Origin of the sequence: Streptomyces sp. NBC_00637, from assembly GCF_045161545.1 — a bacterium.
Lineage (GTDB): Bacteria > Actinomycetota > Actinomycetes > Streptomycetales > Streptomycetaceae > Streptomyces.
The window spans coordinates 3,317,134-3,342,448 of record NZ_CP109046.1 but is presented as its reverse complement, the minus strand read 5'-3'; the positions used below and the strand labels follow the sequence as shown (position 1 = coordinate 3,342,448).

Below are 25,315 nucleotides of genomic sequence, written 5' to 3'. Positions count from 1 at the left end.
TCTGGAGAAGAGCGGCCCGGGGGTGCGCTCTCGTGTGTCTGCTGGTGTCCGTGCTGGCGGCCTGCGGGGAGACCAACACCTACAACCAGCATGCGGGGCGGGACGGAAAACTCTGTGTGGACGGCGCCGAGTGCTCCGACGCTTCGGAGGCTCCCGGGACGCCGGAATCCGCGAGTGGATCACCGCTCGTCCAGTCGGGTTCGGCGGCTGCCGGTCCGGAGGTCACGAGCGACGGCGAGCCCCCGGTGGAGTCCGAGCCGGACGAGCCGGCGCGGACCGCGGCCGAATCCCCGTCGGACGTGCGGGTGCGCTATCTGACCGATATCGGTCCCATCGGCGGATACGGGAACAACGAAAGGGAGGACGTCTCCCGGCTCGGCGATACTCCTCTCACCAAGAGCATCGTTTTCTCGCCGGGGGTATTCGGCAAGGAAGTGAAGGCTCTTTCCTTCAATATTCCGACCGGTCTGACCGAATTCAAGGCGACGGTCGGACTCGACGGCGAAACGCTGCCCGACTATGTGGCCCAGGTCGACGTCAAACGTCGGGACGGTTCGACGGTCAGCAGCCTCACGCTGCGATCCGGAGAGGTACACGCCGTCTCCGAGAAGGTGACCGGCGCCGGCCTGATCACGATCGAGGTCACCATCCTGGAATGGGCCTCGGACGCGATCAACAGCCGACCGCATGTCGTCGTGGGCGACGGCAGGTTCGTCAAGTAGGTCCTGGCCCGTGCCGGGGCGCGGAGCGGCGGCACCCCGCTCCGCGCCCCGGCCACCTCACAGGGCGAAGTGTTCCCCGCGGACCCGCGGACCCGCGGACCCGCGAACCCGGATTCAGCTCTCCAGCGCGTCCAGCGCCCCCAGCTGCGCCATCAGCCCCAGCCGGTCGTACTGCCACCAGGCCTCGGCGATCTTCCCGTCCTCCCGGCACCGGAAGACGGTCGTGCCGGTCATCGTGGCGTGCCTCCCGGTGCCCGGGATCCCCATGAAGTCGCCCTTGTGGGTCCCGCTCCAGGTCCACCGGTTGCACACGCGGTCGCCCTGCTCGATCTGGTCCTCCAGGGAGAAGGCGAAGTCGAACCCGCCCCGCCACATCTCGACCTCCCGGCGCATGGCGTCCATGCCCATGGTGTCCTGCTCGTTGGCGGGATCGTGGTCGTGGTAGTCCTCGGCCAGCAGACCGTCCAGCGGCGGCAGTTCGCCCCGCGCGCCGATCGCCTCGAAGAACCGCCGTGCCGTCCCGGCGTACAACTGCTCGTCCCGTACGACGTCGAGATCGGTGAAGGTCGGCATCTCGTCGCACAGGGCCACCAGCTCCCGGAAGACCTTGTCCGTCTCCGGAAGGTTCGAGTTCCGCATCGCCTCCTCGTAGGAGGGGAACTCCACGATCTCGATGAAGTGCGACGCGTCGGAGCGGTCCTTGCCGACCACCGCGTGCGTCGCGGTCCGCTTGCCCCTGGTCTGTTCGACCCACGTGTCCATGAGCCGGTCCATCTCGTCGAACCGGCTGGTCCTGCACTCGATGAGCTGTACGAACGTCATGACGCCGCCTCCGGCCCCCCTGGGTCCGGTCCCTGTCACGCCCATTTTCCCACCGGAGCGCCGACGTCACCCGTCCACTGCCGGGGCCGTTACCTGGGCCCGTACTTCCGGCCCGTCCTCGAGCTGATCCCGCCCAGCAGCGAGCGGGGCGTCACCTTCACCAGGCCCATCAGCGCCTTGTAGCGCGGGTCGGGGATCGACACCGACTTCCCGCGCGCCAGGTCGTGCAGCGCCGCCGCGACCAGCTTGTCCGCGTCCAGCCACATCCAGCCCGGGATGTTGTCCGTGCCCATGCCGGCCCGCTCGTGGAACTCCGTGCGCACGAATCCCGGGCACAGCGCCATCAGCCGCACCCCGCTGCCCGCCAGGTCCTTGGCCGCGCCCTGGGTGAACTGCACGACCCACGCCTTGGACGCCCCGTACGTCCCGCGCGGCACGAAGGCCGCCACCGAGGCCACGTTGACGACGCCTCCGCGCCCGCGCTCGCGCATCACCGCCGTCGCCGCGGACGTCAGCCGCAGCACCGCCTCGCAGTGCACCTTGAGCATCTTCAGCTCGTCGGCCATGGAGACGTCGAGATAGCGGCCCTTGTTGCCGAAGCCGGCGTTGTTGATCAGCAGGTCGACGGGGTTCTTGCGGTCCCCGAGCCGGGCGGCCACCGCCTCGATGCCGTCGTCCGTGGCGAGGTCGGCCGTCAGCACCTCCGCCTCGATGCCGTGCCGGTCGTGCAACTCGGTCGCCTGCTCGCGCAGCCGCTTGATGTCCCGTGCCACGAGGACGAGATCATGCCCGTCCGCCGCCAGTCTGCGCGCGAACGCGGCACCGATGCCCGCGGTCGAACCCGTAATCAGAGCCGTTGTCATGGCAGAAGATTAGTGACCCGGAGTACGGGCGTCCGTTCTCTGCACGTGGCCTCCCGAAGGTGAAGACTCCGTGCGCACGCCCGCGCACGCCGTGCCACGCCCGACACCGGCTCAGCCCCCTTACGCCGTCGTGCGCTTCGCCCCGGACGCGTCCCCGTCCCCGTACTTCTCCACGTACTCCCGGGCCGCCACCAGCGTCTCCGAATGCAGTGCCTCGCCGGCCGCGAGCAGGCGGGGCAACAGTTCGCGGTGCGTGGTGACGGCCTGGAACTGCATCCTGGCCGTCACCTCGTGCTCCGGCAGGTGGACGATACTCACCGGATCCCCCGCGCGGATCTCACCCGGCACGATCACCCGCAGATAGGCGCCCGTGGCCGCCTTCTCGGTGAACCGCTTCACCCACCGCTTCTCGCCCACGTGGCCCTGGAAGGTGTGGCACGGTATCCGCCCGGAGGTCACCTCCAGCACCAGCTCGGGCCCGATCCGCCAGCGCTCGCCGATCCGCGCGCCGGATACGTCGAGACCCGTGGTGGTGAGGTTCTCGCCGAACGCGCCGTTGGCCAGCGTGCGCCCCAGCTCGCGCTCCCAGTCGTCGAGGTCCTCGCGCGCGACGGCGTACACCGCCTGGTCGTTTCCGCCGTGGTGGCGCAGGTGGCAGACGGAGTCCCCGGCCAGCCCGCTCGCCCCTATCCCCTTGGGGCCGGGCGCCGCGACCCGCACGGGCCCCTCGACCGGCCGCTTGTCGATCCCGGTCAGGCCCTGCGGCTGAGCGGTGTACGGCACGGCCTTCGGGCGGCCCAGATTGACAGACAGAAGCCTCATGACGGCACGGTACGGGCCCGGAGGTCAAAGTGTCGACGCATTATTCGCCTGGATGCCCAAGGCTCGCTTATGCTCGGAGGATGATCGAGGCCCGTCATCTCCGCGTCCTGCGTGCCGTGGCCACCACCGGCTCCTTCTCGGCGGCCGGGCGCGAACTGGGCTGCACCCAGCCGGCCGTCAGCCAGCAGATGAAGGCCCTGGAGTCGTCCGTGGGCACACCGCTGCTGATCCGCACCGGGCGCGAGATGCGCCTGACCCAGGCGGGCGAGGCCCTCGTCCGGCACGCGGTCGGCATCCTCTCGGGACTGACCGCCGCCGAGGAGGAGGTCGCCGCCATCGCGGGGCTGCGCGCCGGCCGGGTCCGGCTGGTGTCCTTCCCCAGCGGCAGTTCCACCCTCGTCCCCACCGCCCTGGCCGCCCTGCGCGCGGCCCACCCCGGCACCCGGGTGTCGCTGGAGGAGGCCGAGCCGCCGAAGTCGGTCGAGCTGCTGCGTGAGGGCGACTGCGACATCGCTCTCGCCTTCCGCTACGAACGCGCGACGGGCACCGGCGACTCCGGGCAGGCGGGCGAGGGCGAGTGGGACGACCTGGTCGTGCGGCCGCTGCTGACGGACCGGCTGGTCGCCCTCGTCCCCGAACGGCATCGTCTCGCCCGCACGGACCCCTCCGGTTCCGTGGCCATCGGCGACCTCGCCGCCGAGTCGTGGATCGCCGGCTGCCCGCGCTGTCGCGGCCAGCTGGTCAAGGTGTGCGAGAGCGCCGGCTTCACGCCCCGCATCGACTTCGCGACCGACGACTACCCGGCCGTGGTCGGCCTGGTGGGCGCCGGGCTCGGTGTCGCCGTGCTGCCCCAGCTCGCGATCGAGTCGGTCCGGCCGCGTGGTGTCCGCGCCGTGACGCTGGAACCGGCGGTGCGCCGGGAGATCGTCGCGCTCACCCTGCCCGACCTGGCCCAGGTGCCGGCGGTGTCGGCCACGCTGGAGCAGCTGGGGCGGGCGGCGGCGCGCGTCGGCTGACGGCGACGAGAACGGTGAGCGGCAACGAGACCGGCAACGAGACCGACCGACGACAGCGAGAACGACCGACGACGGCGAGAACGGCGGGCACACGCGTGTGCCCGCCGTTCTCGCCGTCGTTCCTTCAGAGCGTTTTGCAGAAACGTTCCTTCATGTGTTCGAGGAAACGTCTCTCGCACCCGACGACGCCGAGACCAGGCGATTGCGCGCCCGGCCCATCAGCTCCTCGCGCTCGTCCTCGGTCAACCCGCCCCACACGCCGTACGGCTCGCGTACCGCCAGCGCGTGCGCCGCGCACTGCGCACGGACCGGGCACCTCATGCAGACCTCCTTGGCCGAGTTCTCTCGAGCGCTCCGAGCCGCCCCGCGCTCACCCTCCGGATGGAAGAAGAGCGAACTGTCCACCCCGCGGCAGGCAGCCAGGAGCTGCCAGTCCCACAGGTCCGCGTTCGGTCCGGGAAGGCGGGAGAAATCTGCCATTGCGTGACCCCTTGTAGCCGTTCAGAGCGGATACGGTGCCCACGACCGTACAACTACGATCTAAGGAGATGAAAATATGACTCATTGCGAATCTAGCCTCAGACACCAGTAAAAGGGAAGAAATAGGGCCGAATGGGGCATCGCTTGTGATGAAAGGTTGAGGGTCCGTGTGGTTGCCTCCTCTGTATCCGCCCCCTCACGTAGAGTGCCGAAGAATGCATGCGGCCCCGTAACTCTTTCGAGTGACCGTCGTTGAGAGTGCGGTGGCGGTTGAAAACACAATCGCTCGGGCAGGCGTCCGAGACGGTCGACCGCACAGGTGACGATTCGTAACAGCCTGGAGGCACAAGGTGACGCGCATCAGCTGCGGAGGGCGGCCATGACTTCCGTCCTCGTCTGCGACGACTCCCCGCTTGCCCGAGAGGCGCTCCGCCGCGCGGTCGCGACCGTGCCCGGTGTCGAGCGCGTGACGACGGCGGCCAACGGCGAGGAAGTCCTCCGCCGCTGGGGTGCCGACCGCTCGGACCTGATTCTGATGGACGTACGCATGCCCGGCCTGGGCGGCGTCGAGACCGTACGGCGGCTGCTGTCAGCCGACCCCGGAGCCCGCATCATCATGCTGACGGTCGCCGAGGACCTCGACGGTGTCGCCCTCGCGGTGGCCGCCGGCGCCCGCGGCTATCTGCACAAGGACGCGTCGCGTGCGGAGCTGCGCGCGACCGTCACACAGGCGCTCGCCGACCCGACCTGGCGGCTCGCCCCGCGCCGGCTGCGCTCGGCCGAGATGGGCGCGGCGCCCACGCTCACCGCGCGTGAGATCCAGGTCCTCGAGGGCATGAGCCACGGCCGCTCCAACGCGGAGATCGGCCGTGAGCTCTTCCTCTCCGAGGACACCGTCAAGACGCACGCCCGCCGGCTGTTCAAGAAGCTCGGCGCATCGGACCGCGCGCACGCGGTGGCGCTCGGCTTCCGATGGGGACTGGTCCGTTAGGAACAGGTACCGCCTGCCCGTCCCCGTCGCCCGTTCCCACCGCCCGTCCCGACGGGCCCGGAGCGGACCGGAGCGGGACGGGGCCCCGGGCCGGTCCGAAGCGGGGCGGCCTCGGCCGTCCGGTGGATCCGACCGGGTTCGGGTGACATCCGTCATTCAGCGAGGGGAGCGGGTCATGTGCGAACCTCCCTGCTCAGACGGGGTGCGGAGGTCGGGCGAAACTCCCTCCCGCCGCACGGCGGACGGGCGCGGCACAGGCTCTCGCCGGGTGCCCGCTGCTCGTTTCGCCGCGGATGCCGCATCCTTGAGGTGTGGAGTTCCTCGGGGACGAGTCGGTCGAGCGGGAGGGGAGGGCGCAGGGGATGAGTTCCGGCGCACCTGCTCATAACGCTTCGGTGCACAACGACGGGCACGGTGCCGCGGCCGGTCCGGCCGCAGTGCACCATGGACCGATGCGCGATGACGAGGCGGTCACTGCCGTGGGGACGATCGGGTCGCTCGTCCATCGCGCCGTGGACGGCGACGAGCAGGCCACCCACGACCTGCTGGCCCACGTCCATCCCCTGGCACTGCGCTACTGCCGCACCCGGCTGTCCCGGCTGCCCGGCGACGCGCGCCACTTCGTGGAGGACCTCGCACAGGAAGTCTGTGTCGCGGTTCTCCTCGCCCTGCCCCGCTACCGGGACACCGGCAGGCCCTTCGAGGCGTTCGTCTTCGCCATCGCCGCGCACAAGGTCGCCGACCTCCAACGCGCCGCGATGCGCCACCCGGGCTCGACGGCGGTCCCCTCCGACGAGATGCCCGAACGGCCGGACGACTCACTGGGTCCGGAGGAGCGCGCCCTGCTCAGCAGCGACGCGGAATGGGCCAAGAAGCTCATGGCCAACCTGCCCGAGAACCAGCGGGAACTGCTCCTGCTGCGCATCGCCGTGGGTCTCACGGCCGAGGAGACCGGCCAGATGTTGGGAATGTCACCCGGGGCGGTCCGCGTGGCCCAGCACCGGGCACTGAGCAGGCTGCGGGCGCTCGCGGAGCAGTAGCACTCCGTGACAGCCCCTGCGGAACCGGCGTCGCTGAACAGGGCGCAGACCGTTTCCGTACGAACATACGAAGCCCGGAGTCACGTCCGACCGTGGAATTCGGGGGGTGCGCTTCCCGTTAGCATGGACATCCGCACCGAGCAAGGCCATTTGGGGAAGGTGTCATGACTGCCAACGTCGACGGAGTGCCCGGAAAATTCGCGACCCTCGGGCTGACCTACGACGACGTGCTGCTGCTGCCGGGCTCGTCGGACATGGCTCCCGACGAGATCGACACCGCCTCGTACGTCTCCAAGAACGTGCGGGTGAACATCCCGCTCCTCTCCGCCGCCATGGACAAGGTCACCGAATCGCGCATGGCGATCGCGATGGCCCGTCAGGGCGGCGTCGGTGTTCTGCACCGCAACCTCTCCATCGAGGACCAGGCCAACCAGGTCGACCTCGTCAAGCGCTCCGAGTCCGGCATGGTGACCGACCCGATCACCATCCACCCGGAGGCCACGCTCGCCGAGGCCGACGCGCTGTGCGGCAAGTTCCGTATCAGCGGCGTCCCGGTCACCGACGGCAACAAGCGGCTGCTCGGCATCGTCACCAACCGCGACATGGCCTTCGAGACCGAGCGTTCGCGCCGCGTGCACGAGGTCATGACGCCGATGCCGCTGGTCACCGGCAAGGTCGGCATCTCAGGCGTCGAGGCCATGGAGCTGCTGCGCAAGCACAAGATCGAGAAGCTTCCGCTGGTCGACGACGAGGGCGCCCTCAAGGGCCTCATCACGGTCAAGGACTTCGTCAAGGCCGAGAAGTACCCGCACGCCGCGAAGGACTCCGAGGGCCGTCTGCTGGTCGGCGCGGCCGTCGGTGTCGCCGGTGACTCCTTCGAGCGGGCCCAGGCCCTGATCGAGCGCGGTGTCGACTTCATCGTCGTGGACACCGCCCACGGCCACTCGCGGCTCGTCGGCGACATGATCGCCAAGATCAAGTCGAACCACACGCGCGTGGACGTCATCGGCGGCAACATCGCCACCCGCGACGGCGCCCAGGCCCTGGTGGACGCGGGCGCCGACGCCATCAAGGTCGGCGTCGGCCCGGGCTCCATCTGTACCACCCGCGTGGTCGCCGGCATCGGCGTTCCGCAGGTCACCGCCATCTACGAGGCCGCGCTCGCCGCCAAGGAGGCCGGTGTCCCGGTCATCGGCGACGGCGGTCTGCAGTACTCCGGCGACATCGCCAAGGCCCTGGTCGCGGGCGCCGACACGGTGATGCTGGGTTCGCTGCTCGCGGGCTGCGAGGAGTCGCCGGGCGAGCTGCTGTTCATCAACGGCAAGCAGTTCAAGTCGTACCGCGGCATGGGCTCCCTGGGGGCCATGCAGACCCGCGGCGAGCGCAAGTCGTTCTCCAAGGACCGCTACTTCCAGGAGGGCGTCGCCTCCGACGAGCAGCTGATCCCCGAGGGCATCGAGGGCCAGGTGCCCTACCGCGGCCCGCTGTCCTCCGTCGTCCACCAGCTGGTCGGCGGTCTGCGCCAGTCGATGTTCTACGTCGGCGGCCGGACCGTACCGGAGCTCCAGGACAACGGCCGGTTCGTCCGGATCACGTCCGCGGGTCTGAAGGAGAGCCACCCGCACGACATCCAGATGACGGTCGAGGCGCCGAACTACAGCCGCAAGTGACCCCCACGCGCGCGTGAAGCGTTCGTAAGGCGTACCGAGGGCGGCTCCGGAGACTCCGGGGCCGCCCTCGCCGTACCCGTCGGCGATACTGGAAGACGCTGCAACGCATCAGGGAAAGGCCACACACGTGACTGAGATCGAGATCGGGCGCGGCAAGCGCGGCCGCCGGGCGTACGCCTTCGACGACATCGCCGTCGTCCCCAGCCGCCGTACGCGGGACCCGAAGGAGGTCTCGATCGCCTGGCAGATCGACGCCTACCGGTTCGAGCTGCCGTTCCTGGCCGCCCCCATGGACTCGGTCGTCTCCCCGGCCACCGCCATCCGCATCGGCGAGCTGGGCGGCCTCGGCGTCCTCAACCTCGAGGGTCTGTGGACCCGGCACGAGGACCCGCAGCCGCTGCTCGACGAGATCGTCGAACTCGACGCGGAGACCGCGACCCGCCGCCTCCAGGAGATCTACGCGGCTCCCATCAAGGAGGAGCTGATCGGGCAGCGCATCAAGGAGGTGCGCGACTCGGGCGTGGTCACCGCGGCCGCGCTCTCCCCGCAGCGCACGGTCCAGTTCTCCAAGGCCGTCGTCGACGCGGGCGTGGACATCTTCGTCATCCGCGGTACGACCGTCTCGGCGGAGCACGTCTCCGGCTCGCACGAGCCGCTCAACCTGAAGCAGTTCATCTACGAGCTCGACGTCCCGGTGATCGTCGGCGGCTGCGCCACCTACACGGCGGCCCTGCACCTGATGCGCACCGGCGCGGCGGGCGTCCTGGTCGGCTTCGGCGGCGGCGCGGCGCACACCACGCGCAACGTGCTGGGCATCCAGGTCCCGATGGCCACGGCGGTCGCGGACGTGGCGGCGGCCCGCCGTGACTACATGGACGAGTCCGGCGGCCGGTACGTGCACGTGATCGCGGACGGCGGTGTCGGCTGGTCCGGCGACCTGGCCAAGGCGATCGCCTGCGGCGCCGACTCGGTGATGATGGGCTCGCCGCTCGCCCGCGCGACCGACGCGCCGGGCCGTGGCCACCACTGGGGCATGGAGGCGGTCAACGAGGAGCTGCCGCGTGGGCAGAAGGTCGACCTGGGCACGGTCGGCACCATCGAGGAGGTCCTCACGGGCCCCTCGCACACGCCCGACGGCTCGATGAACCTCTTCGGCGCCCTTCGCCGCGCCATGGCCACCACCGGTTACAGCGAGCTGAAGGAGTTCCAGCGCGTCGAGGTGACGGTCGCGGACTCGGTGCACCGGCAGTAGGAGCTTTCCGGCACACGCTTTACGCAGGACGTCGGCAGGGGGCCGGTCATCTCACTCGGCGGGTGAGGTGACCGGCCCCTTTCGCATGTCTCGCTCCCATGCCCGCGAGGGACGGGGCGCGTGGCGCGGGACGGGGGCGCGCGGTTGCGTTCGGGGCGGAAGTGGGCTGGTCAGAGGGGCCGCGGACGGTAGCCGGCGGGCCGTGCCGTACTTCACCAGCCCCCGGAGCCCGCGGCGGCCGTGTGCGCCCCGCTTCACAACCGGTGCGCCGCCCCCGTAGGGGTGGCCCCGCGCGTGTCCAGCAGCAGCTGCGCCTTCACCGACAGGCCCTGGAGGTCGTACGTCCGGTGCTGCTGGAGGAGGATCGTCAGGTCGGCGTCGGCGGCGGCCTCGTAGAGGGAGTCGGCGCGGGGCACAGGGCGGTCCAGGACGCTCCAGGACGGGACGTGCGGGTCGTTGTAGCTGACGGCGGCGCCGAGTTCCATCAGGCGGATCGCGATCTCGCGCGCGGGGGTGTTCTGCTGGTCGGCGAGGTCGGGTTTGTAGGTGACGCCGAGCAGCAGTACGCGCGCGCCCCGAGCCGACTTGCCGTGCTCGTTGAGGAGGGCGGCGGCGCGCTGGACGACGTAGCGCGGCATGCGGCTGTTGACCTGCTGGGCCAGTTCGACCATGCGCAGCGGGCTGCCGGGGTGGCCCGTTCGGTCCAGGGGGACGGAGTGGCCGCCGACGCCGGGGCCGGGACGGAAGGCCTCGAAGCCGAAGGGCTTGGTCTCCGCGCAGCGGACGACGTCCCACAGGTCGACGCCCAGGTCGTGGCAGAGGACGGCCATCTCGTTGACGAGGGCGATGTTGACGTGCCGGAAGTTGGTCTCCAGGAGCTGCACGGTCTCGGCTTCCCGCAGGCCACGCGCGCGTACGACCTTGTCGGTGAGCCGGCTGTAGAAGGCGGCGGCGGACTCGGTGCAGGCGGGGGTGAGGCCGCCGATGACCTTCGGGGTGTTGGCGGGGTTGAAGGCGCGGCTGCCGGGGTCGACCCGGCTGGGGGAGTAGGCGAGGTGGAAGTCGCGTCCCGCGCGCAGGCCGGAGGTCTCCTCCAGCAGCGGCCGCAGGAATTCCTCCGTGGCCCCGGGGTAAACGGGCGACTCGAGGATCACGGTGGTGTGGGGGCGCAGGTGTCCGGCGAGGGTGCGGGCGGCCGTCTCCAGCTGGCTGAGGTCGAGTCCGCCGTCCGCGTCGCGCGGGGTGGGGGCGCAGATGACGGCCGTGCGTACCCGGCCCAGCTCGGCGGGGTTGGTGGCGGGCCGGAAGCCCCCCGAGAGCATCCGGCGCAGTTCGGCGGGGCTGAGGGAGCCGGCCTCGGGGCCGGTGCGGTAGCCGATGGTGGGGATGCCGGCCGCCACGGCGGCCTGGGCCAGGGGCAGGCCGAACGGGCCGAGTCCGATGACGGCGAGATCTGCGGGCATGGCGTATGCCGTCCTTCCCAGTAACCGAGGTGGGACAGGTGCGCAAGCCCGGTGGACAGAGTGGGCGAGCGCAATGTCAGACTAGGAGTAAATATGACCGTTATGCGGGATTTATCGCTGATGTTGGGCGGCTGTGTCGGACGGCTGGGTCGATCGGCGCTGGTCGGCCGCGTCGATCAGCCGACCGGGCCGGGGCGCCGGGCGGCCGCGACCGGGTGTGTTTTCCGGTGAGCCGGTTCGGGTTCCGTGAGGGTTGTCCACAGGCTGGGGGTGAGTGGTGGCTGAAGCCGGGCATCACGGTCAGAATTTGGGCATGGGGGATACGAACCGGATCTCGCCCTGAGGGTGCGGCCGGCGCGACCGACAGCGGGAGGCAGCGGTGAGGACAGCGACACTGGGGCCGGCGCAGCGAGCCGAGTCACTGGCGGCCATGGCCGAGCGAGAGCTGGACGTGCTGGTGGTGGGAGCCGGAGTGGTCGGGGCGGGCACCGCCCTGGACGCCGTGACGCGCGGCCTGTCCACCGGACTGGTCGAGGCGCGCGACTGGGCGTCGGGCACGTCGAGCCGGTCCAGCAAGCTGATCCACGGTGGCCTGCGCTATCTGGAGATGCTCGACTTCGCCCTCGTACGGGAGGCGCTGAAGGAGCGCGGCCTGCTGCTGGAACGGCTCGCTCCGCACCTCGTGAAGCCCGTGCCCTTCCTGTACCCGCTCCAGCACAAGGGCTGGGAGCGGCTGTACGCCGGTTCGGGCGTCGCGCTCTACGACGCGATGTCCATGGCCCGCGGTCACGGCCGGGGCCTGCCCACGCACCGCCACCTGACCCGGGGCCATGCCCTGCGGGTCGCCCCCGCCCTGAAGAAGGACGCGCTGGTCGGCGCGTTGCAGTACTACGACGCGCAGATGGACGACGCCCGCTTCGTCGCCACCCTCGTGCGTACGGCCGTGGGCTACGGGGCGAAGGCGGCCAACCGCGCGCGGGTGACGAGTTTCCTGCGTGAGGGTGAACGCGTCGTGGGCGCGCGGGTGCAGGACGCCGAGGGGGGCGGGGAGTACGAGATCCGCGCCCGGCAGGTCGTCAACGCCACGGGTGTGTGGACCGACGACACCCAGGCGATGGTGGGTGAACGCGGGCAGTTCCACGTCCGCGCGTCCAAGGGCATCCACCTCGTCGTGCCCAGGGACCGGATCAGCTCCTCCAGCGGCCTGATTCTGCGCACCGAGAAGTCCGTGCTGTTCGTCATCCCCTGGGGCCGGCACTGGATCATCGGCACCACCGACACCGACTGGGACCTCGACAAGGCCCACCCGGCCGCCTCCAGCGCGGACATCGACTATCTGCTGGAGCACGTGAACTCGGTCCTGCGGGTGCCTCTGACCCGCGACGACGTCGAGGGGGTGTACGCCGGGCTGCGGCCGCTGCTGGCCGGCGAGTCCGACGCCACCAGCAAGCTGTCGCGGGAGCACACCGTCGCGCATCCCGTGCCGGGACTGGTGGTCGTGGCGGGCGGCAAGTACACGACGTACCGGGTGATGGCGAAGGACGCGGTCGACGAGGCGGTGCGCGGCCTCGACCAGCGGGTCGCCGACTGCGTCACGGAGGACGTCCCGCTGCTGGGCGCGGAGGGCTACCGGGCGCTGTGGAACGCGCGGGCCCGGATCGCCGCGCGGACCGGCCTGCACGTCGTGCGGGTGGAGCACCTGCTGAACCGCTTCGGCGCGATGGCGGAGGAGGTGCTGGACCTCGTCGCCGCCGACCCGACGCTGGGCGAGCCGCTCCAGGCCGCCGACGACTACCTGCGCGCCGAGATCGTCTACGCGGCCTCGCACGAGGGGGCGCGGCACCTCGACGACGTCCTGACCCGGCGCACCCGCATCTCCATCGAGACCTTCGACCGCGGTACGCGCAGCGCCCGGGAGGCCGCCGAGCTGATGGCGCCGGTCCTCGGCTGGGACAAGGACCAGATCGACCGCGAGGTGCGGCACTACGAGAAGCGGGTGGAGGCCGAGCGCGAGTCCCAGCGCCAGCCCGACGACCTCACGGCGGACGCGGCACGCCTCGGAGCGCCGGACATCGTGCCCCTCTGACCGACTCCCCGTCCTGTCCGGCCTTCCGTTCCTTCCGGTCCTGCCTTCCGGTTCTGCCGGCCGGCCAACCCGGCCAACCCGGCCAACCCGGCCAACCCGGCAGGAGGAAGGCCGTGCGGGCCGACGGCCTGGCCTTGCCGCCCGTGCCGGCCGTGCTGCCCTCCCGGCCGGCCCGTTCTGTCCGGCCTGGCCTTCCTCTCCGGCCGGTTTCGGCCTTCGCGTGGCCGTTTCACTCGAACGGGTGTGGTCATGCGGGATCTCCGCTCGGAACCGGCTCGTTCTACGGAGTGCGAGGGCAGAACTCGGCGGCGAGCAGGGCCGGTTCGAGGGCGGGGTCTGCGATCGCCGTCGTGTTCACCCGAAACGTGAGGACACGCCGACCGTCGACGGTGGCCGCGGTGCGCACGTAGCTTCCGGAGATCCGGCCGTTGTGCCCCCACACCGTGAGGCCGCACGGGAGCTTCGCGGGGAACAGGCCCATGCCGTACGAGCCGTGTGCGGTACGGGTGTCGAGCATCTCGCGCAGCCGGCGCGGGGGCAGCAGTTCGCCACCGAGCAGCGCCGCGTAGAAGCGGTCCAGGTCGGTGAGGGTCGTCACCAGCTCGCCCGCGGCCCCGGCCACCCGCGGGTCGAGTTCGGTGACGTCGGTCCCGGCAGGGTCGTAGGCGCGGCCGTGCGGGGAGGGCAAAGAGGTGCGGGAGCCGGGGAAGGAGGTGCCCGTCAGACGCAGGGGAGAGATGATCCGCCGTTCCGCCTCCGTGGCGTACGAGCGGCCGGTGACCTGCTCGACCACCAGGCCGAGCAAAACGTAGTTGGTGTTGGAGTAGGCGAAGTGGCCGAGGTCGGCCGGAGGGTGGGTGACGGCGATACGGACGGCTTGGAGCGGGAGGACGGGGAGGGTGCCCTCGGTGTCCCGGGTGAAGTCGTACAGGCCACTGGTGTGGGTGAGCAGGGAACGCAGGGTCAGCGCGCGTCCGTCGTTGCCCGCCCCGCGCACCAGGCCCGGCAGGTGCGACTCCACCGTGTCGGAAAGGGACAGTCGTTCTTCGGCGGCCAGTTGCAGCACGACGGTCGCGAGAAAGGTCTTCGTGATGCTGCCGGCCCTGAAGTGGTCGGACCGGGAGACGCCCGGGCCCGCCTCCGCGTAACGGGTGCCGTTCTCCTCACGGGCCAGCAGGGCGGCGGCGGGCGCCCTGCCCCGGGTGAGAAGCAGCGGGAGGAAGGGGTCCGTGGGCGGTACGGGTGCCGCCTGCGAGCCGGTCGCGAACAGGCCGAGGAACGCGAGGGCCACGGGTACGGCCACCATGCTCCGAAGCGGTCGCATCACGACTCCTCCCTTCTTCTCTCCTCCCACGGCAGACCCATCATCCAGGGCCGGTCGCGCCCCACTTCATCGGGTCTGCGCCTCACGAAAGGGACGCGTGGGGCCCCGTGGCCGGAGCGTGCTGCACCTTCTGGCCGGAATGCACCGCTCCTGAGTGCGGTCGGGAAGGGGTGAGGGGCACCCTGGGCGTCGGGCACTTGTCGGGTGAGGGACAATGGAGGCTCTGTCAGGGCGGGTTGCATGAGGGGACGCATGTCGGAGGCGGAGCGGGCGGGAGCATCCCGTCAGGACAAGAGCGCACGTCTCCTCGCCGGGCGGTACCGGCTGGGAGACGTACTCGGCCGCGGCGGCATGGGGACGGTGTGGCGCGCCGAGGACGAGACCCTCGGACGCACGGTCGCCGTCAAGGAGCTGCGGTTCCCGGGGAACATCGACGAGGACGAGAAGCGCCGGCTGATCACACGGACGTTGCGCGAGGCCAAGGCCATCGCGCGGATCCGCAACAACAGCGCGGTGACGGTCTTCGACGTGGTCGAGGAGGACGACCGGCCGTGGATCGTGATGGAACTCGTCGAGGGCAAGTCGCTCGCCGAGGTCATCCGTGAGGACGGCGTGCTGGAGCCGAAGCGCGCGGCGGAGGTCGGGCTGGCCATCCTCGACGTGCTGCGGTCGGCGCACCGCGAGGGCATCCTGCACCGCGACGTGAAGCCGTCGAACGTACTGATCGCCGAGGACGGCCGGGTCGTGCTCACCGACTTCGGCATCGCGCAGGTCGAGGGCGATCCGTCGATCACCTCCACCGGCATGCTCGTCGGCGCGCCCTCGTACATCTCCCCGGAGCGGGCCCGCGGGCACAAGCCGGGTCCGGCGGCCGACCTGTGGTCGCTCGGCGGTCTGCTGTACGCGGCGGTCGAGGGCTCGCCCCCGTACGACAAGGGCTCGGCGATCGCCACGCTCACCGCGGTGATGACCGAGCAGTTGGAGGAGCCGAAGAACGCGGGTCCGCTGAGGGACGTCATCTACGGCCTGCTCACCAAGGATCCCGCACGGCGCCTCGACGACGCCGGTGCGCGGGCGATGTTCGACGCGGTGCTGCACGCGCCCGACCCGCGGCACGCCGAGCCGGCGGACGCGACGAAGGTCGTGCCGTTGCCGGTGCTGCCGGACGCCGCCGGAGGCAGGGGGAGTTCGGCGGGCGCGGAGGCGGGCGAGAAGCTGCGCGGCGCGTTCCGGTCCGTGCGCAAGGCCGCCGTCGCGGCGGGCGCCGCGACCTCGGCGGCCGCGGCCCGCGCCAAGTCGGCGAACGGCACGAGTGCTTCCGGTTCCGTGAGCGCGCCCGAGACGCGGAAGAGCGAGACGCGGCAGGGCGGTGCGGCCCGCGGTACCGGGGCCGCCGCTTCCGCCGCGCCGTCCGCGGCCCCGCCCACCCGGGCCACGACGGGATCGCCGTCGACCTCGGCGCCCGGGCCGGCTTCCGGGCCGACCTATGGGACGAGTTCCAGGCCGAGTTCCGGGCCGGTGTCCGGTGCGGCGCAGGCGTCCGCGTCCGTGCCGGCGGCTCGTTCCGGTTCCAGTGCTGGTTCCAGTGCTGGGGCTGATGCGGGCGTCGGCGCTGGGCCGGGCGGTAACGGCGGGGGCGCCGGGCGCAGTTCCGGGTGGCCCGTGATGACGCCGCCGGACCTTCCGCCGCGATCCGTGCCCAGGGCGCCGCTGACCGATGTGGTGCCCAAGCGCACGCTGGTGATCATCGCCGTGGTCGTGGCACTCGCGGTGCTCGGCACCGTGCTGGCCCTCACTCTCGGCGGTGGCGACGACACCGCCGGCGGCGCGAAGAGCGGTGCTTCCGGGGCGGTGGCCGGCGGAAGCGCGAGTGCGAGCGCCGACACCAAGGAGGACGAGGACAGCGGGACCCGTACGGACGGGGCCACGTCCTCGCAGTCCGCCGCGGCGTCCGGTTCCGCGTCGGGCGACACCTCGGCGGCCGGGGGCGCCGGAGCCGGCGTCACCGCGTCCGGGGGCAGCCAGGCGACGACGCCGTACAACGGTGGTCAGGGGTACACGATCGGGCTGCCGGCGGGGTGGAAGTACCGGTCCTCCGACGCCGCGGGGGACCGCTTCACCGGGCCGAACGGACAGAAGCTGCTCGTCGCCTGGACGACCACCCCCAAGGGCGACCCCGTCGCCGACTGGAAGAACCAGGAGCGCGGCATGGCGCGCTCGCAGTACAAGAAGGTCCGAATAGAGAAGGTGGTCTACCGGGGCTGGAACACGGCCGACTGGGAGTTCACCTACTCGGACGACGGGACGGCGTACCGCACCATCGACCGTGGGTTCGTCGTGAACGGCAGCCTCGGGTACGCGCTGATGTACACGGCCAAGTCCGCCGCCTGGGACACCGACCTGCGGCAGGCCACCTGGACGACGCTGACGGAGAGCTTCACGCCGAAGAAGTAGCGGCCGCCGGGAAACCGTGTTCGGGCGTGAGATCTGGCATCCCCTCTTTGCGGGTTGCCTCCGGCACGTATCGTGAGTGCTCGCGGACCGTACGCATCCAGCTATGCGGCCGGATACGGCTGTAACGGCACGCAACGCGAACGGAATTGACCGACCGGGCGGCCGGGGGAGGCAACGTGGACGACTACGCGGGTCGAGTACTCGTCGACCGCTACCGCCTGCCGTTGCCGCCCTCCGACGAGTACGAACTCACCGAGACGCGCGCCTTCGACACCTACAGCGGGCAGGAAGTCCTGGTCCGCCAGGTGCCGTTGCCGGAGGTCGTCGAGGCCGAGGTGCTCGACGCGGAGGGACTGCCCGAGGGGTTCACGGCACGCGAACGCGGGGCACGGCGTCCGAGGCCCCGGGGCGTGGGCGTGGGCGAGGGGACGCGACGGCCCGCCGACCCCGTCGTGCGGCGTGCCCTGGAGGCGGCGCAGGCCACGGCGAGCATTCCCGACCATCCGCGGCTCGACCAGGTGTTCGACGTGTTCGCCGAGGGCGGCTCACTGTGGATAGTGAGTGAACTCGTGGCCGCACGGCCGCTGGCGGCACTGCTCGCCGAGAAGCCCCTGACGCCGTACCGGGCGGCCGAGGTCGCCTCCGACGTGCTCATGGCCCTGCGGGTGCTGCACGGTCACGGCTGGGTGCACCGGAACATCACCGCGCGCACGGTCCTCGTCTGCGACGACGGGCGGGTCATGCTGACCGGCTTGGCGGTCGGCGCGGCGGAAGAGGCGCTGTGCGGGTACGACCCGGTGCCGGCGCCGGACGCGGTGGAGAGTGAGCAGGGTTCGGACCGGGGGAACGGCGGTGCGGGCCACGGCGGGAGCGTCGTCGGGCCCAGGGCTTCCGCGACCCCGTCTCGGCAGGACGACCCGGGCGCTCCCGGCGGCTTCGGCGGCCCCGCAGGTCCCGCAGGTCCTGGCGGTTTCGGTGGCCCCACCGGCCCCGGTCGCTCGGGCGGCTTCGGCGGTTCCGTCGGGGTGGGCCCCGGTGCGGGCGGGCACAGTGCCGGCGCCGTCGATCCCGAGGCCGCGCGGCGGGCTGCCATAGAGGCGCGGGCGACCGGTGCGTTGCCGGTGCCGGCGGGTGAGCCGTCCGGTGGCGGCGGGACGTCCGGGGCGGTGGCCCGCAGGGCGCCCGCGGAGACCGGTGGGGACATCCGTGCCGCGCGCGCCGGGGCGATCGCCGCGTACCGCGCGGGAGCGCGGGCGGCGGCCCGCGTCCAGGAGGCCCAGGAGACGCAGCAGAACGGACGTGCGGCCCTGCCCGGCGCCCGCACCCCGGCGGACGGCGGCCGCGGGACCCCCGGCGGCAATCCCCCCGGGCAGATCGCCGACCCCTACGGCGTCTCGGGCGCGCCCGTGCCCGGCCCCGCCGGATACGGCCAGGGACAGCCCGCTCACGTGCCCGCCCCCGGACCCGGCGTCGGTCCTGGGCCCGGCGGCACACCGTATGCCGCCCCCGCGGCGTCGCACTCTTCGCTCACACCCGTCCCCGGTGCCCAGATCCCCGGGCAGGGGCAGGGGCCCGCTGGTGAGGCGGGGAGTGGGGCACGCTGGGACGAGCCGGCGGCCGGGGCGCCCGGGAGCGCCGCGCGGCGCGGCCCCGCCACCGCGCTCGCCGCCGAGCGGGCGCGCCAGGCGCGGATGGCCGTGGTCGGGCCGGTCACCGAACGCTGGGCGCCCGAGCAGGCCGGGCCGGTGCACGAGAACTGGCAGCTCGCCGCGCCGATCGGCCCCGCGACCGACCTGTGGGCGCTGGGCGCGCTCCTCTTCCGGGCCGTACAGGGGCATGCGCCCTACCCGGAGGAGTCGACGGCCGAGCTGGTGCAGATGGTGTGCGCCGAGCCGCCGGCCTTCGCCGAGGAGTGCGGACCGCTCAGGCCGGTCGTGGAGTCGCTGCTGCGCCAGGACCCGACCGAGCGCCTCGGCTTCGAGGAACTGCGGGGCTGGCTGCGCTCGCTGGTGCGGTCCGCCCCGGAGCCGGAGGCGGGCACCTACGTCGTCGCCGCGCCGCCGACCGATCCGCGCCGGCTGCCCATCGTCCGCCGCCGGGGTGAACTGGTGCGCAGACGGCGTGCCGGTCTGCCCTCCACCCACGGACGGCACAAGCGGGACCGTCAGGAGGCGAGCGGTTCGCCCCGCAGTCTGGGCCGCACCCTGCTGGTGCTGATCCTGCTCGTGCTGGCCGGGGCGATCGCGTACGCCCTGTTCTTCATGCCCAAGGCGGACGAGGAGGGCGCGGCCGGTACGGACGGCTCCCCGCGGACCGGGTCCACCGGGGCGCCGGGCGGCCAGGAGCCCGAGGCGAGCAGTGAACCCCGGCCGGACCAGACCTCGCCGGGCACCGGAGCCTCCCCGTCCTCGGCGTCCTCGGGGGCGCAGGCCACCCAGACGCAGACCGGCGGGTCCGGGACGGACGTCGCCGACGGGTTCACCGTCCGGGCGGACGACGCCGGCTTCCGGGTCGCCGTGGCCAACGGCTGGGACCGGACCCCGAAGAACGGGCGCGGCCAGGTCGTCTACGCGCACGGCGACTTCGAGCTGATCGTCGTCCCCGGCCGCGACAGCGCGTCGTCGAACGGCAGCGACCCGATGGTCTACCAGCGGGAGAAGGAGAGCGAGCTCCAGCCGTACCGTGACTCCAGCTGGGCGACGGCCTCCGGGCTGCGCACCACGACGGTGGGCGCGCGGACCATGGCCGAGGGCCAGTTCACCTGGACCGACGCCGGCGGACGGGCGCTGTACGTCCGCAACGTCGCGATCCTCATCTCGGGGCGGTACCACATCGTGCAGGTCAGGGGGCCGGAGGCCGAGCGGGACGAGGTCACCCGGCTGTTCGAGCAGGCGTCGGCCACCTACCAGTACACCGGCTGAGCGCTCGCCCGGCCCCGTTCGGTCGCGTTCGGTTCCCTTCCGGACGGGGAAGCGACAACCGTCACAGTGCTGTCACCTTGGCACCCCGCTGGTTCCCCGGAGGCTGCCCGGTCTTTACGCTGGCCCTGTCAAGAGCATTGCGGGGCAACGTGAATCAGATGCAGGGCCTGCTCCTGGCGGGTCGCTACCGGCTCGCCGACGCCATCGGGAGCGGCGGTATGGGCCGGGTGTGGCGTGCCCACGACGAGCTGCTCCATCGGGCCGTCGCCATCAAGGAGTTGACGGCCGCGCTGTACGTCGCGGAGGGCGACCAGGCCGTCCTGCTGGCCCGGACCAGGGCGGAAGCCCGTGCGGCCGCGCGGATCAACCACTCCGCCGTGGTCACCGTGCACGACGTGCTGGAGCACGACGGCCGCCCGTGGATCGTGATGGAGCTGGTCGAGGGCCGCTCGCTGGCCGACGCCGTCAAGGAGGACGGACGGGTCGAGCCCACCGAGGCGGCCCGGATCGGTCTGTGGGTGCTGCGCGCCCTGCGCGCCGCGCACTCCGCCGGCGTCCTGCACCGTGACGTCAAGCCCGGCAACGTGCTGCTCTCGCACGACGGCCGGGTCCTCCTCACCGACTTCGGCATCGCCCAGATCGAGGGCGACAGCACCATCACCCGGACCGGGGAGGTCGTCGGCTCGGTCGACTACCTGGCCCCCGAGCGGGTGCGCGGCCAGGACCCCGGTCCGTCCTCCGACCTGTGGGCGCTGGGCGCGACGCTGTACACGGCGGTCGAGGGGCGGTCGCCGTTCCGGCGCACCTCGCCGCTGACCACCCTTCAGGCCGTCGTCGAGGAGGAGGCCGCCGACCCCCGGTACGCCGGCCCGCTCGGCCCGGTCATCACGGCCCTGCTGCGCAAGGACCCGGCCACCCGCCCCGACACCGCCCAGACCGAGCAACTCCTCGCGGAGGCGGCCGAGGGACGGCGCCCCAGCGGGGCACAGGTGTACGTGCCGACGCAGTACGGGGGGCCCGACCGCACTGCCGGGGGTCATCACTCCGGGCCGCACCCGCTGTCCCACCCGACGGCCGGCACCGCGTACGTTCCGCCGGCGCCGGAGGCGGCGACGCCCGTTCCCGGTCATCCCGTTCCCGGTCACCCCGTGACCGCCGCGACCGCCGTGGGGCCGACGGACTTCGGTCCGGGCCCGGCCACCCGGCAGTCCCCGCCGTCCCGGCGCCGTCGTCGGGTGCCGGCGCTCGTGGTCGTCCTTGCCGCACTGGTCGGCGGGGGTACGGCGGTGGCCTGGCAGCAGTTCGACGAGGGGCGGCAGGACACCGGCGGGTCCGCGACGACGTCCACCTCGCCGAGCCCGAGCGGCTCCGGCGAGCAGGGCGCCGACTCCTGGGAGAAGGTCGACGACCCGCTGGGCTTCGGGCTCTCGCTCCCCAAGGGGTGGAAGCGGGACGTGTACCAGGACGACGGCGACCTCAAGCAGATCGACTACACGCCCGACGGCGGCGAGCACTTCATCCGTATCGCCTTCGACAAGTCCCCCGACTTCAGCGACCCGTACGCGCACCAGATCGACCTCGAACAGCAGCTGGAGCGGCTCGTCGACTACGACCGGGTCACCCTGGAGAAGAACGTCTACCGGGACCGGGACGGCTCCGAGTGGGAGTACACCTGGACCGCGCTGGCGAAGGACACGGAGTTTCCCGGGCCGCGCCGCGCGATCGAGGAGACGTACGTGTCCCGCGACGGCACCGAGTACGCGATCTACATGTCCTCGCCCGCCGAGGACTGGACCGAGACGGCCAAGCAGTTCAAGTCCGTACTACAGAGCTGGCGGGAGCCGACCTCGTAGCGTTGCACCCGTCCCGGCCGTCGTCCCGGTAGTTGGCCGGACGGCGCCCCGGAGGCATGACATCCGGTGGGGCATGATGAGCCCATGGGGACCGAGGGGGCTGGGGACGGCGCACGGGTCATCGCGGGCCGTTACCGGCTGGACGCGAGGCTCGGCCGCGGGGGCATGGGAGTCGTGTGGGGTGCCACCGACCAGTTGCTCGGACGGCGCGTCGCCGTCAAGGAGCTGACCCGGGACGACACGCTCTCCGACGAGGAGGCGCGGGGCCGCCGCGACCGGACGCTGCGCGAGGCACGCGCGGTCGCCCAGTTGAGCCACCCGCACATCATCGTCGTGCACGACGTCGTCGAGGACGGCGAACGCCCGTACATCGTCATGGAGTTGATCGACGGCGGTTCGCTGGCCGACCGGATCGCCGCGCGGGGGCCGATCGAGCCGGCCGAGGCGGCCCGGATCGGCATCGCCCTGCTCGGCGCCCTGCGCGCCGCGCACGCGGCAGGGGTCCTGCACCGTGACATCAAGCCCGCCAACGTACTGCTCGAACGCGACAGCGACCGGGTCGTCCTCACCGACTTCGGCATCGCCCAGGTCGCCGGCGCCACCACGCTCACCGAGACCGGGTCGTTCGTCGGCTCGCCCGAGTACACCGCGCCCGAGCGGATGTCCGGGGCGCGGACCGGCGCGGAGTCCGACCTGTGGTCGCTGGGCGCGCTGCTGTGCACGGCGCTCAGCGGCGAATCACCCTTCCGCCGCGACTCGTTGGGCGGCATCCTGCACGCCGTCGTCTTCGCCGAGATCCGGACGCCCGCGCAGGCCGAGCCGCTGCTGCCCGTCGTGCGGGGTCTGCTGGAGCGCGATCCGGACCGGCGGCTGAGCGCCACGGAGGCGGAACGGCTGCTGCGCGCCTACCTGGACACCGGGTGTACGCCGACGCCGGTGTCGTCGGGATACACGCCGACCGAGGTGAACCTGCCGCGGTCGCAGGGGGAGCCGCCGGCCAGGGAGCGTTCCACGCGGGGGGTGCTCGTGGCCGCGCTGCTGGTCGCCGCGATGGCGGGGGCGGGCGTGTCGGCGGCGGCGCTGCTGCTGAACGGTGACGGCGACGGCGGGCGCACCCCCACGAGTTCGGCGCCGGGGGCGTCGGCGAGCGGCTCGACGGGCTCCACGCCCACCGGGACCCCGTCGGCGACCCGTTCCCCGTCCGGCTCCACCACGCCCTCCAAGCCCTCCCGGTCCACCGCGTCCACCGGGTCTTCCACGGCCGGTCCCGCCTCGGCCGCCTCGGACGACCGCCCGGGCACGCCCACCGCCCCCTCCGGCTATCGGGTGGCGGTGGATCCCGCAGGCTTCTCGCTTGCCGTCCCGGAGGACTTCACACGGGTGCCGCAGGGCGAGCGGGTCTTCTACATGTCCCCGGGACAGGTCTTCCGGCTCGGCATCAAGGTCGCCGCCGCATCACCCGACGGCCCGCTCGCCGTGATGGAGTCCGCCGCCGCCAAGGGCGCGGACACCAACCCCGGTTACCACGACGGCCGGGTCACCGAGACCAGCCACGGCGGGCGCCGGGCCGCCCTCTGGGAGTTCACCTGGAACGGCTTCAGCGCGGCCGAGGGGCCCCGGCACACGTACGACCTGTGCTGGGAGGAGAACGGGCTGCTGTACGACGTGTGGGTGTCGGCGCCGGTCGGGAAGGTGCGGGAGGCGCGGGAGTACTTCGACGTCGCGGTCGACACGTTCACCGCGTCGACCTGACCAGGGCTGCCGTCTCGGTCCGCAGGCCGGTGCCGTATCGACCTAAAGGGGAGATAAGGAACGTCGCGCGTCACGGGTCTGTGACCGGTACGCGCCACCGGTGGATACCGGCCTGCCTGGCGCGATAAGGATGGACGCATGAGTATCGACGGGGGCGCCGGCCACGAGGCCGACGAGACGACGAGTTTTGTTCTGCAACCGCCCAGGCCGGCGCCGCCGCAACCGGCCGCGGCGCCCGACCGGGTGCCCCCGCCGCAGGAGCCGGGCGTCGGCCGGCTCATCGCGGGACGCTACCGGCTGCTCGCCAAGCTCGGTCACGGCGGCATGGGCACGGTGTGGCGGGCCAAGGACGAGACGGTGGACCGCGAGGTCGCCGTCAAGGAACCCCGCGTGCCGGACCACCTTCCCGAACGCGAACGGGCCAACGCCTTCGAGCGGATGCGCCGCGAGGCGCGGGCCGCGGCCCGGCTGGACCACCCGGCCGTGGTGAACGTCCACGACGTGGCGGTCGTCGACGGCCGGCCGTGGATCGTGATGGAGCTGGTCCACGGACGCTCGCTCGGCGACGTCCTCCAGGAGGGCACGCTCGATGCGCGTGAGGCGGCCAGGGTCGGCCTGGAGGTGCTCGGCGCGCTGGAGGCCGCGCACGCGGCGGGCATCCTGCACCGGGACGTGAAGCCGGACAACATCCTCCTCGGCCGCCACGAGCGCATCGTCCTCACCGACTTCGGCATCGCCCAGATCGAGGGCGAGACGAACCTGACCGACACCGGCGGCATCGTCGGCTCCCCCGAGTACATCGCCCCCGAGCGGGTGCTGGGCCGGCGCCCAGGACCGGCCGCCGACCTGTGGTCGCTGGGCGTGGTGCTGTACGCGGCGACGGAGGGCGTCTCGCCGTTCCGCCGCAGCAACACCCCGGCCACGCTCCAGTCCGTCCTCAACGCGGTGCCCGCGCCGCCCGCCGCCGCCCAGGGGCCGCTCGCCGAGGCCGTCAACGGTCTGCTGGAGAAGGACCCGGCGCGCCGCCCCGCCGCCGCGCGGGTGCGGGCCCTGCTGGAGGCCGCCGCGAACCCGCCCGCGCCGCCCGTGTCCCGACCCACGCAGGAGGTGCGGCAGGTGGAAGCACCCCGTGCCCGGCGCCGGTTCGGCCGCGCGGCGTGGACCGTGCTCGGCGCCGCGGTCGTCGCCGCGGCCGTGACGGCGTACCTGGTGATCGCCGACCCGTTCGCGGGGCCGCTGCCGGACGACTGGAAGACGCCCTACGCGAAGGACGTCACCGCGACGCTTGCGGTGCCCGGCACCTATGTACGCGGTGAACCCGGGAAGAACGCCGCCGCCGACGAGCACTGGGTCAGCTACACCGACCCGAGCGGCGCGATCTCGGTCGTCCTGATGGTGAGCCGCAAGGCGCAGGACACCGGCCACGAGATCAAGGCCTCCGCGGCCGCCGAGATGTACGCCGACGACGGGGACTTCAAGGAGTCCGGCAGCTACGAACTCGACATGCCTAAGGGGCCGAGGACCCGGACCGACGACAACCTGACCTTCCGGGACCGGAAGGCCGCCGGGAACACGGTCTTCTACACCACCGACGACAGTCAGGAACCCGCTCCGCGGGAGCTCAGGATCCTGTACTACAAGTCCACCGGCGGCGACATGTACAAACTGATGATCGGCTACCCGGGCAAGGGCGACTTCACGGAGCGCGGTCGCGAGGTGGCCCGCACCGCGATCGCCAACCTGAAGATCGACAAACTCTAGACCGCCGGCGCCCGGCGCCGGCT

General features: G+C 72.1%; 18 protein-coding genes. 12 read left to right on the top strand and 6 right to left on the bottom strand.

Going from position 1 to position 25,315, the window contains the following annotated elements; genetic code table 11:
* The first annotated feature begins 32 nt into the window (after positions 1–32).
* Complete coding sequence (locus OG440_RS14295; RefSeq protein WP_406007230.1) at positions 33–722, top strand: hypothetical protein; 690 nt, start codon at positions 33–35, stop codon at positions 720–722.
* A gap of 114 nt (positions 723–836) precedes the next feature.
* Here OG440_RS14295 and OG440_RS14290 read toward each other — a convergent pair whose 3' ends face one another.
* From OG440_RS14290 to OG440_RS14280, 3 genes are all read right to left on the bottom strand, one after another.
* Positions 837–1,544, bottom strand: coding sequence for an ester cyclase (locus tag OG440_RS14290; protein ID WP_406007229.1), 708 nt, complete (start codon positions 1,542–1,544; stop codon positions 837–839).
* Between the two features lie 89 nt (positions 1,545–1,633).
* Positions 1,634–2,407 carry an SDR family NAD(P)-dependent oxidoreductase gene (locus OG440_RS14285; protein WP_406007228.1) on the bottom strand — a complete coding sequence of 258 codons (774 nt, stop codon included), beginning with the start codon at positions 2,405–2,407 and terminating at the stop codon, positions 1,634–1,636.
* Between the two features lie 120 nt (positions 2,408–2,527).
* On the bottom strand, positions 2,528–3,229 hold the full coding sequence (locus tag OG440_RS14280) for an MOSC domain-containing protein (RefSeq protein WP_406007227.1): 702 nt from the start codon (positions 3,227–3,229) through the stop codon (positions 2,528–2,530).
* Positions 3,230–3,309: 80 nt separating this feature from the next.
* On the opposite strand from OG440_RS14280, the gene OG440_RS14275 reads away from it, so the two are divergent.
* Complete coding sequence (locus tag OG440_RS14275; protein ID WP_406007226.1) at positions 3,310–4,245, top strand: LysR family transcriptional regulator; 936 nt, start codon at positions 3,310–3,312, stop codon at positions 4,243–4,245.
* A gap of 150 nt (positions 4,246–4,395) precedes the next feature.
* Here OG440_RS14275 and OG440_RS14270 read toward each other — a convergent pair whose 3' ends face one another.
* Positions 4,396–4,725 carry a WhiB family transcriptional regulator gene (locus OG440_RS14270; protein ID WP_399098191.1) on the bottom strand — a complete coding sequence of 110 codons (330 nt, stop codon included), beginning with the start codon at positions 4,723–4,725 and terminating at the stop codon, positions 4,396–4,398.
* Positions 4,726–5,104: 379 nt separating this feature from the next.
* Between OG440_RS14270 and OG440_RS14265 the strand changes: the two genes are divergently transcribed.
* The 4 genes from OG440_RS14265 to OG440_RS14250 all read left to right on the top strand — a co-directional run bounded on the left by OG440_RS14265 (position 5,105) and on the right by OG440_RS14250 (position 9,678).
* Positions 5,105–5,716 carry a response regulator transcription factor gene (locus OG440_RS14265; protein ID WP_003948568.1) on the top strand — a complete coding sequence of 204 codons (612 nt, stop codon included), beginning with the start codon at positions 5,105–5,107 and terminating at the stop codon, positions 5,714–5,716.
* A gap of 452 nt (positions 5,717–6,168) precedes the next feature.
* The gene (locus tag OG440_RS14260; RefSeq protein WP_028807228.1) at positions 6,169–6,756 is read left to right on the top strand and encodes a sigma-70 family RNA polymerase sigma factor; all 588 of its coding nucleotides are present in this window, start codon (positions 6,169–6,171) and stop codon (positions 6,754–6,756) included.
* 164 nt (positions 6,757–6,920) lie between these two features.
* The gene (gene guaB, locus OG440_RS14255; RefSeq protein WP_406007225.1) at positions 6,921–8,426 is read left to right on the top strand and encodes an IMP dehydrogenase; all 1,506 of its coding nucleotides are present in this window, start codon (positions 6,921–6,923) and stop codon (positions 8,424–8,426) included.
* A 127-nt stretch (positions 8,427–8,553) separates the two neighbouring features.
* Positions 8,554–9,678: a GuaB3 family IMP dehydrogenase-related protein gene (locus OG440_RS14250; RefSeq protein WP_406007224.1), complete on the top strand. Its 1,125-nt coding sequence runs from the start codon at positions 8,554–8,556 to the stop codon at positions 9,676–9,678.
* A gap of 254 nt (positions 9,679–9,932) precedes the next feature.
* Here the strand turns inward: OG440_RS14250 and OG440_RS14245 are convergent, their stop codons facing one another.
* The gene (locus tag OG440_RS14245; RefSeq protein ID WP_406007223.1) at positions 9,933–11,141 is read right to left on the bottom strand and encodes a nucleotide sugar dehydrogenase; all 1,209 of its coding nucleotides are present in this window, start codon (positions 11,139–11,141) and stop codon (positions 9,933–9,935) included.
* Between the two features lie 379 nt (positions 11,142–11,520).
* On the opposite strand from OG440_RS14245, the gene OG440_RS14240 reads away from it, so the two are divergent.
* Positions 11,521–13,227: a glycerol-3-phosphate dehydrogenase/oxidase gene (locus tag OG440_RS14240; protein WP_406007222.1), complete on the top strand. Its 1,707-nt coding sequence runs from the start codon at positions 11,521–11,523 to the stop codon at positions 13,225–13,227.
* A gap of 280 nt (positions 13,228–13,507) precedes the next feature.
* Here OG440_RS14240 and OG440_RS14235 read toward each other — a convergent pair whose 3' ends face one another.
* Complete coding sequence (locus OG440_RS14235) at positions 13,508–14,551, bottom strand: serine hydrolase domain-containing protein (protein ID WP_406007221.1); 1,044 nt, start codon at positions 14,549–14,551, stop codon at positions 13,508–13,510.
* Between the two features lie 252 nt (positions 14,552–14,803).
* On the opposite strand from OG440_RS14235, the gene OG440_RS14230 reads away from it, so the two are divergent.
* The 5 genes from OG440_RS14230 to OG440_RS14210 all read left to right on the top strand — a co-directional run bounded on the left by OG440_RS14230 (position 14,804) and on the right by OG440_RS14210 (position 25,292).
* Positions 14,804–17,005 (top strand): serine/threonine-protein kinase, encoded by a 2,202-nt coding sequence (locus tag OG440_RS14230; protein WP_406011356.1) that lies wholly within the window; start codon positions 14,804–14,806, stop codon positions 17,003–17,005.
* Between the two features lie 176 nt (positions 17,006–17,181).
* On the top strand, positions 17,182–19,926 hold the full coding sequence (locus tag OG440_RS14225) for a protein kinase (RefSeq protein ID WP_406007220.1): 2,745 nt from the start codon (positions 17,182–17,184) through the stop codon (positions 19,924–19,926).
* Between the two features lie 158 nt (positions 19,927–20,084).
* Positions 20,085–21,779 carry a protein kinase domain-containing protein gene (locus OG440_RS14220; protein ID WP_406007219.1) on the top strand — a complete coding sequence of 565 codons (1,695 nt, stop codon included), beginning with the start codon at positions 20,085–20,087 and terminating at the stop codon, positions 21,777–21,779.
* Between the two features lie 84 nt (positions 21,780–21,863).
* The gene (locus OG440_RS14215) at positions 21,864–23,531 is read left to right on the top strand and encodes a protein kinase domain-containing protein (RefSeq protein WP_406007218.1); all 1,668 of its coding nucleotides are present in this window, start codon (positions 21,864–21,866) and stop codon (positions 23,529–23,531) included.
* 138 nt (positions 23,532–23,669) lie between these two features.
* A complete protein-coding gene (locus tag OG440_RS14210) occupies positions 23,670–25,292 on the top strand; it encodes a serine/threonine-protein kinase (RefSeq protein ID WP_406007217.1) in 1,623 nt (540 codons plus the stop codon).
* The last annotated feature ends 23 nt before the right edge of the window (positions 25,293–25,315 follow it).

What these genes read in the sequence shown, in the direction of transcription:
- OG440_RS14220 (WP_406007219.1), top strand. Translation starts at nt 20,085, where the DNA reads ATGCAGGGCCTGCTCCTGGCGGGTCGCTACCGGCTCGCCGACGCCATC.
- OG440_RS14265 (WP_003948568.1), top strand. Translation starts at nt 5,105, where the DNA reads ATGACTTCCGTCCTCGTCTGCGACGACTCCCCGCTTGCCCGAGAGGCG.
- OG440_RS14275 (WP_406007226.1), top strand. Translation starts at nt 3,310, where the DNA reads ATGATCGAGGCCCGTCATCTCCGCGTCCTGCGTGCCGTGGCCACCACC.
- guaB (WP_406007225.1), top strand. Translation starts at nt 6,921, where the DNA reads ATGACTGCCAACGTCGACGGAGTGCCCGGAAAATTCGCGACCCTCGGG.
- OG440_RS14285 (WP_406007228.1), bottom strand. Translation starts at nt 2,407, where the DNA reads ATGACAACGGCTCTGATTACGGGTTCGACCGCGGGCATCGGTGCCGCG.
- OG440_RS14260 (WP_028807228.1), top strand. Translation starts at nt 6,169, where the DNA reads ATGCGCGATGACGAGGCGGTCACTGCCGTGGGGACGATCGGGTCGCTC.
- OG440_RS14235 (WP_406007221.1), bottom strand. Translation starts at nt 14,551, where the DNA reads ATGCGACCGCTTCGGAGCATGGTGGCCGTACCCGTGGCCCTCGCGTTC.
- OG440_RS14270 (WP_399098191.1), bottom strand. Translation starts at nt 4,725, where the DNA reads ATGGCAGATTTCTCCCGCCTTCCCGGACCGAACGCGGACCTGTGGGAC.
- OG440_RS14215 (WP_406007218.1), top strand. Translation starts at nt 21,864, where the DNA reads ATGGGGACCGAGGGGGCTGGGGACGGCGCACGGGTCATCGCGGGCCGT.
- OG440_RS14245 (WP_406007223.1), bottom strand. Translation starts at nt 11,141, where the DNA reads ATGCCCGCAGATCTCGCCGTCATCGGACTCGGCCCGTTCGGCCTGCCC.
- OG440_RS14210 (WP_406007217.1), top strand. Translation starts at nt 23,670, where the DNA reads ATGAGTATCGACGGGGGCGCCGGCCACGAGGCCGACGAGACGACGAGT.
- OG440_RS14280 (WP_406007227.1), bottom strand. Translation starts at nt 3,229, where the DNA reads ATGAGGCTTCTGTCTGTCAATCTGGGCCGCCCGAAGGCCGTGCCGTAC.
- OG440_RS14290 (WP_406007229.1), bottom strand. Translation starts at nt 1,544, where the DNA reads ATGACGTTCGTACAGCTCATCGAGTGCAGGACCAGCCGGTTCGACGAG.
- OG440_RS14230 (WP_406011356.1), top strand. Translation starts at nt 14,804, where the DNA reads ATGTCGGAGGCGGAGCGGGCGGGAGCATCCCGTCAGGACAAGAGCGCA.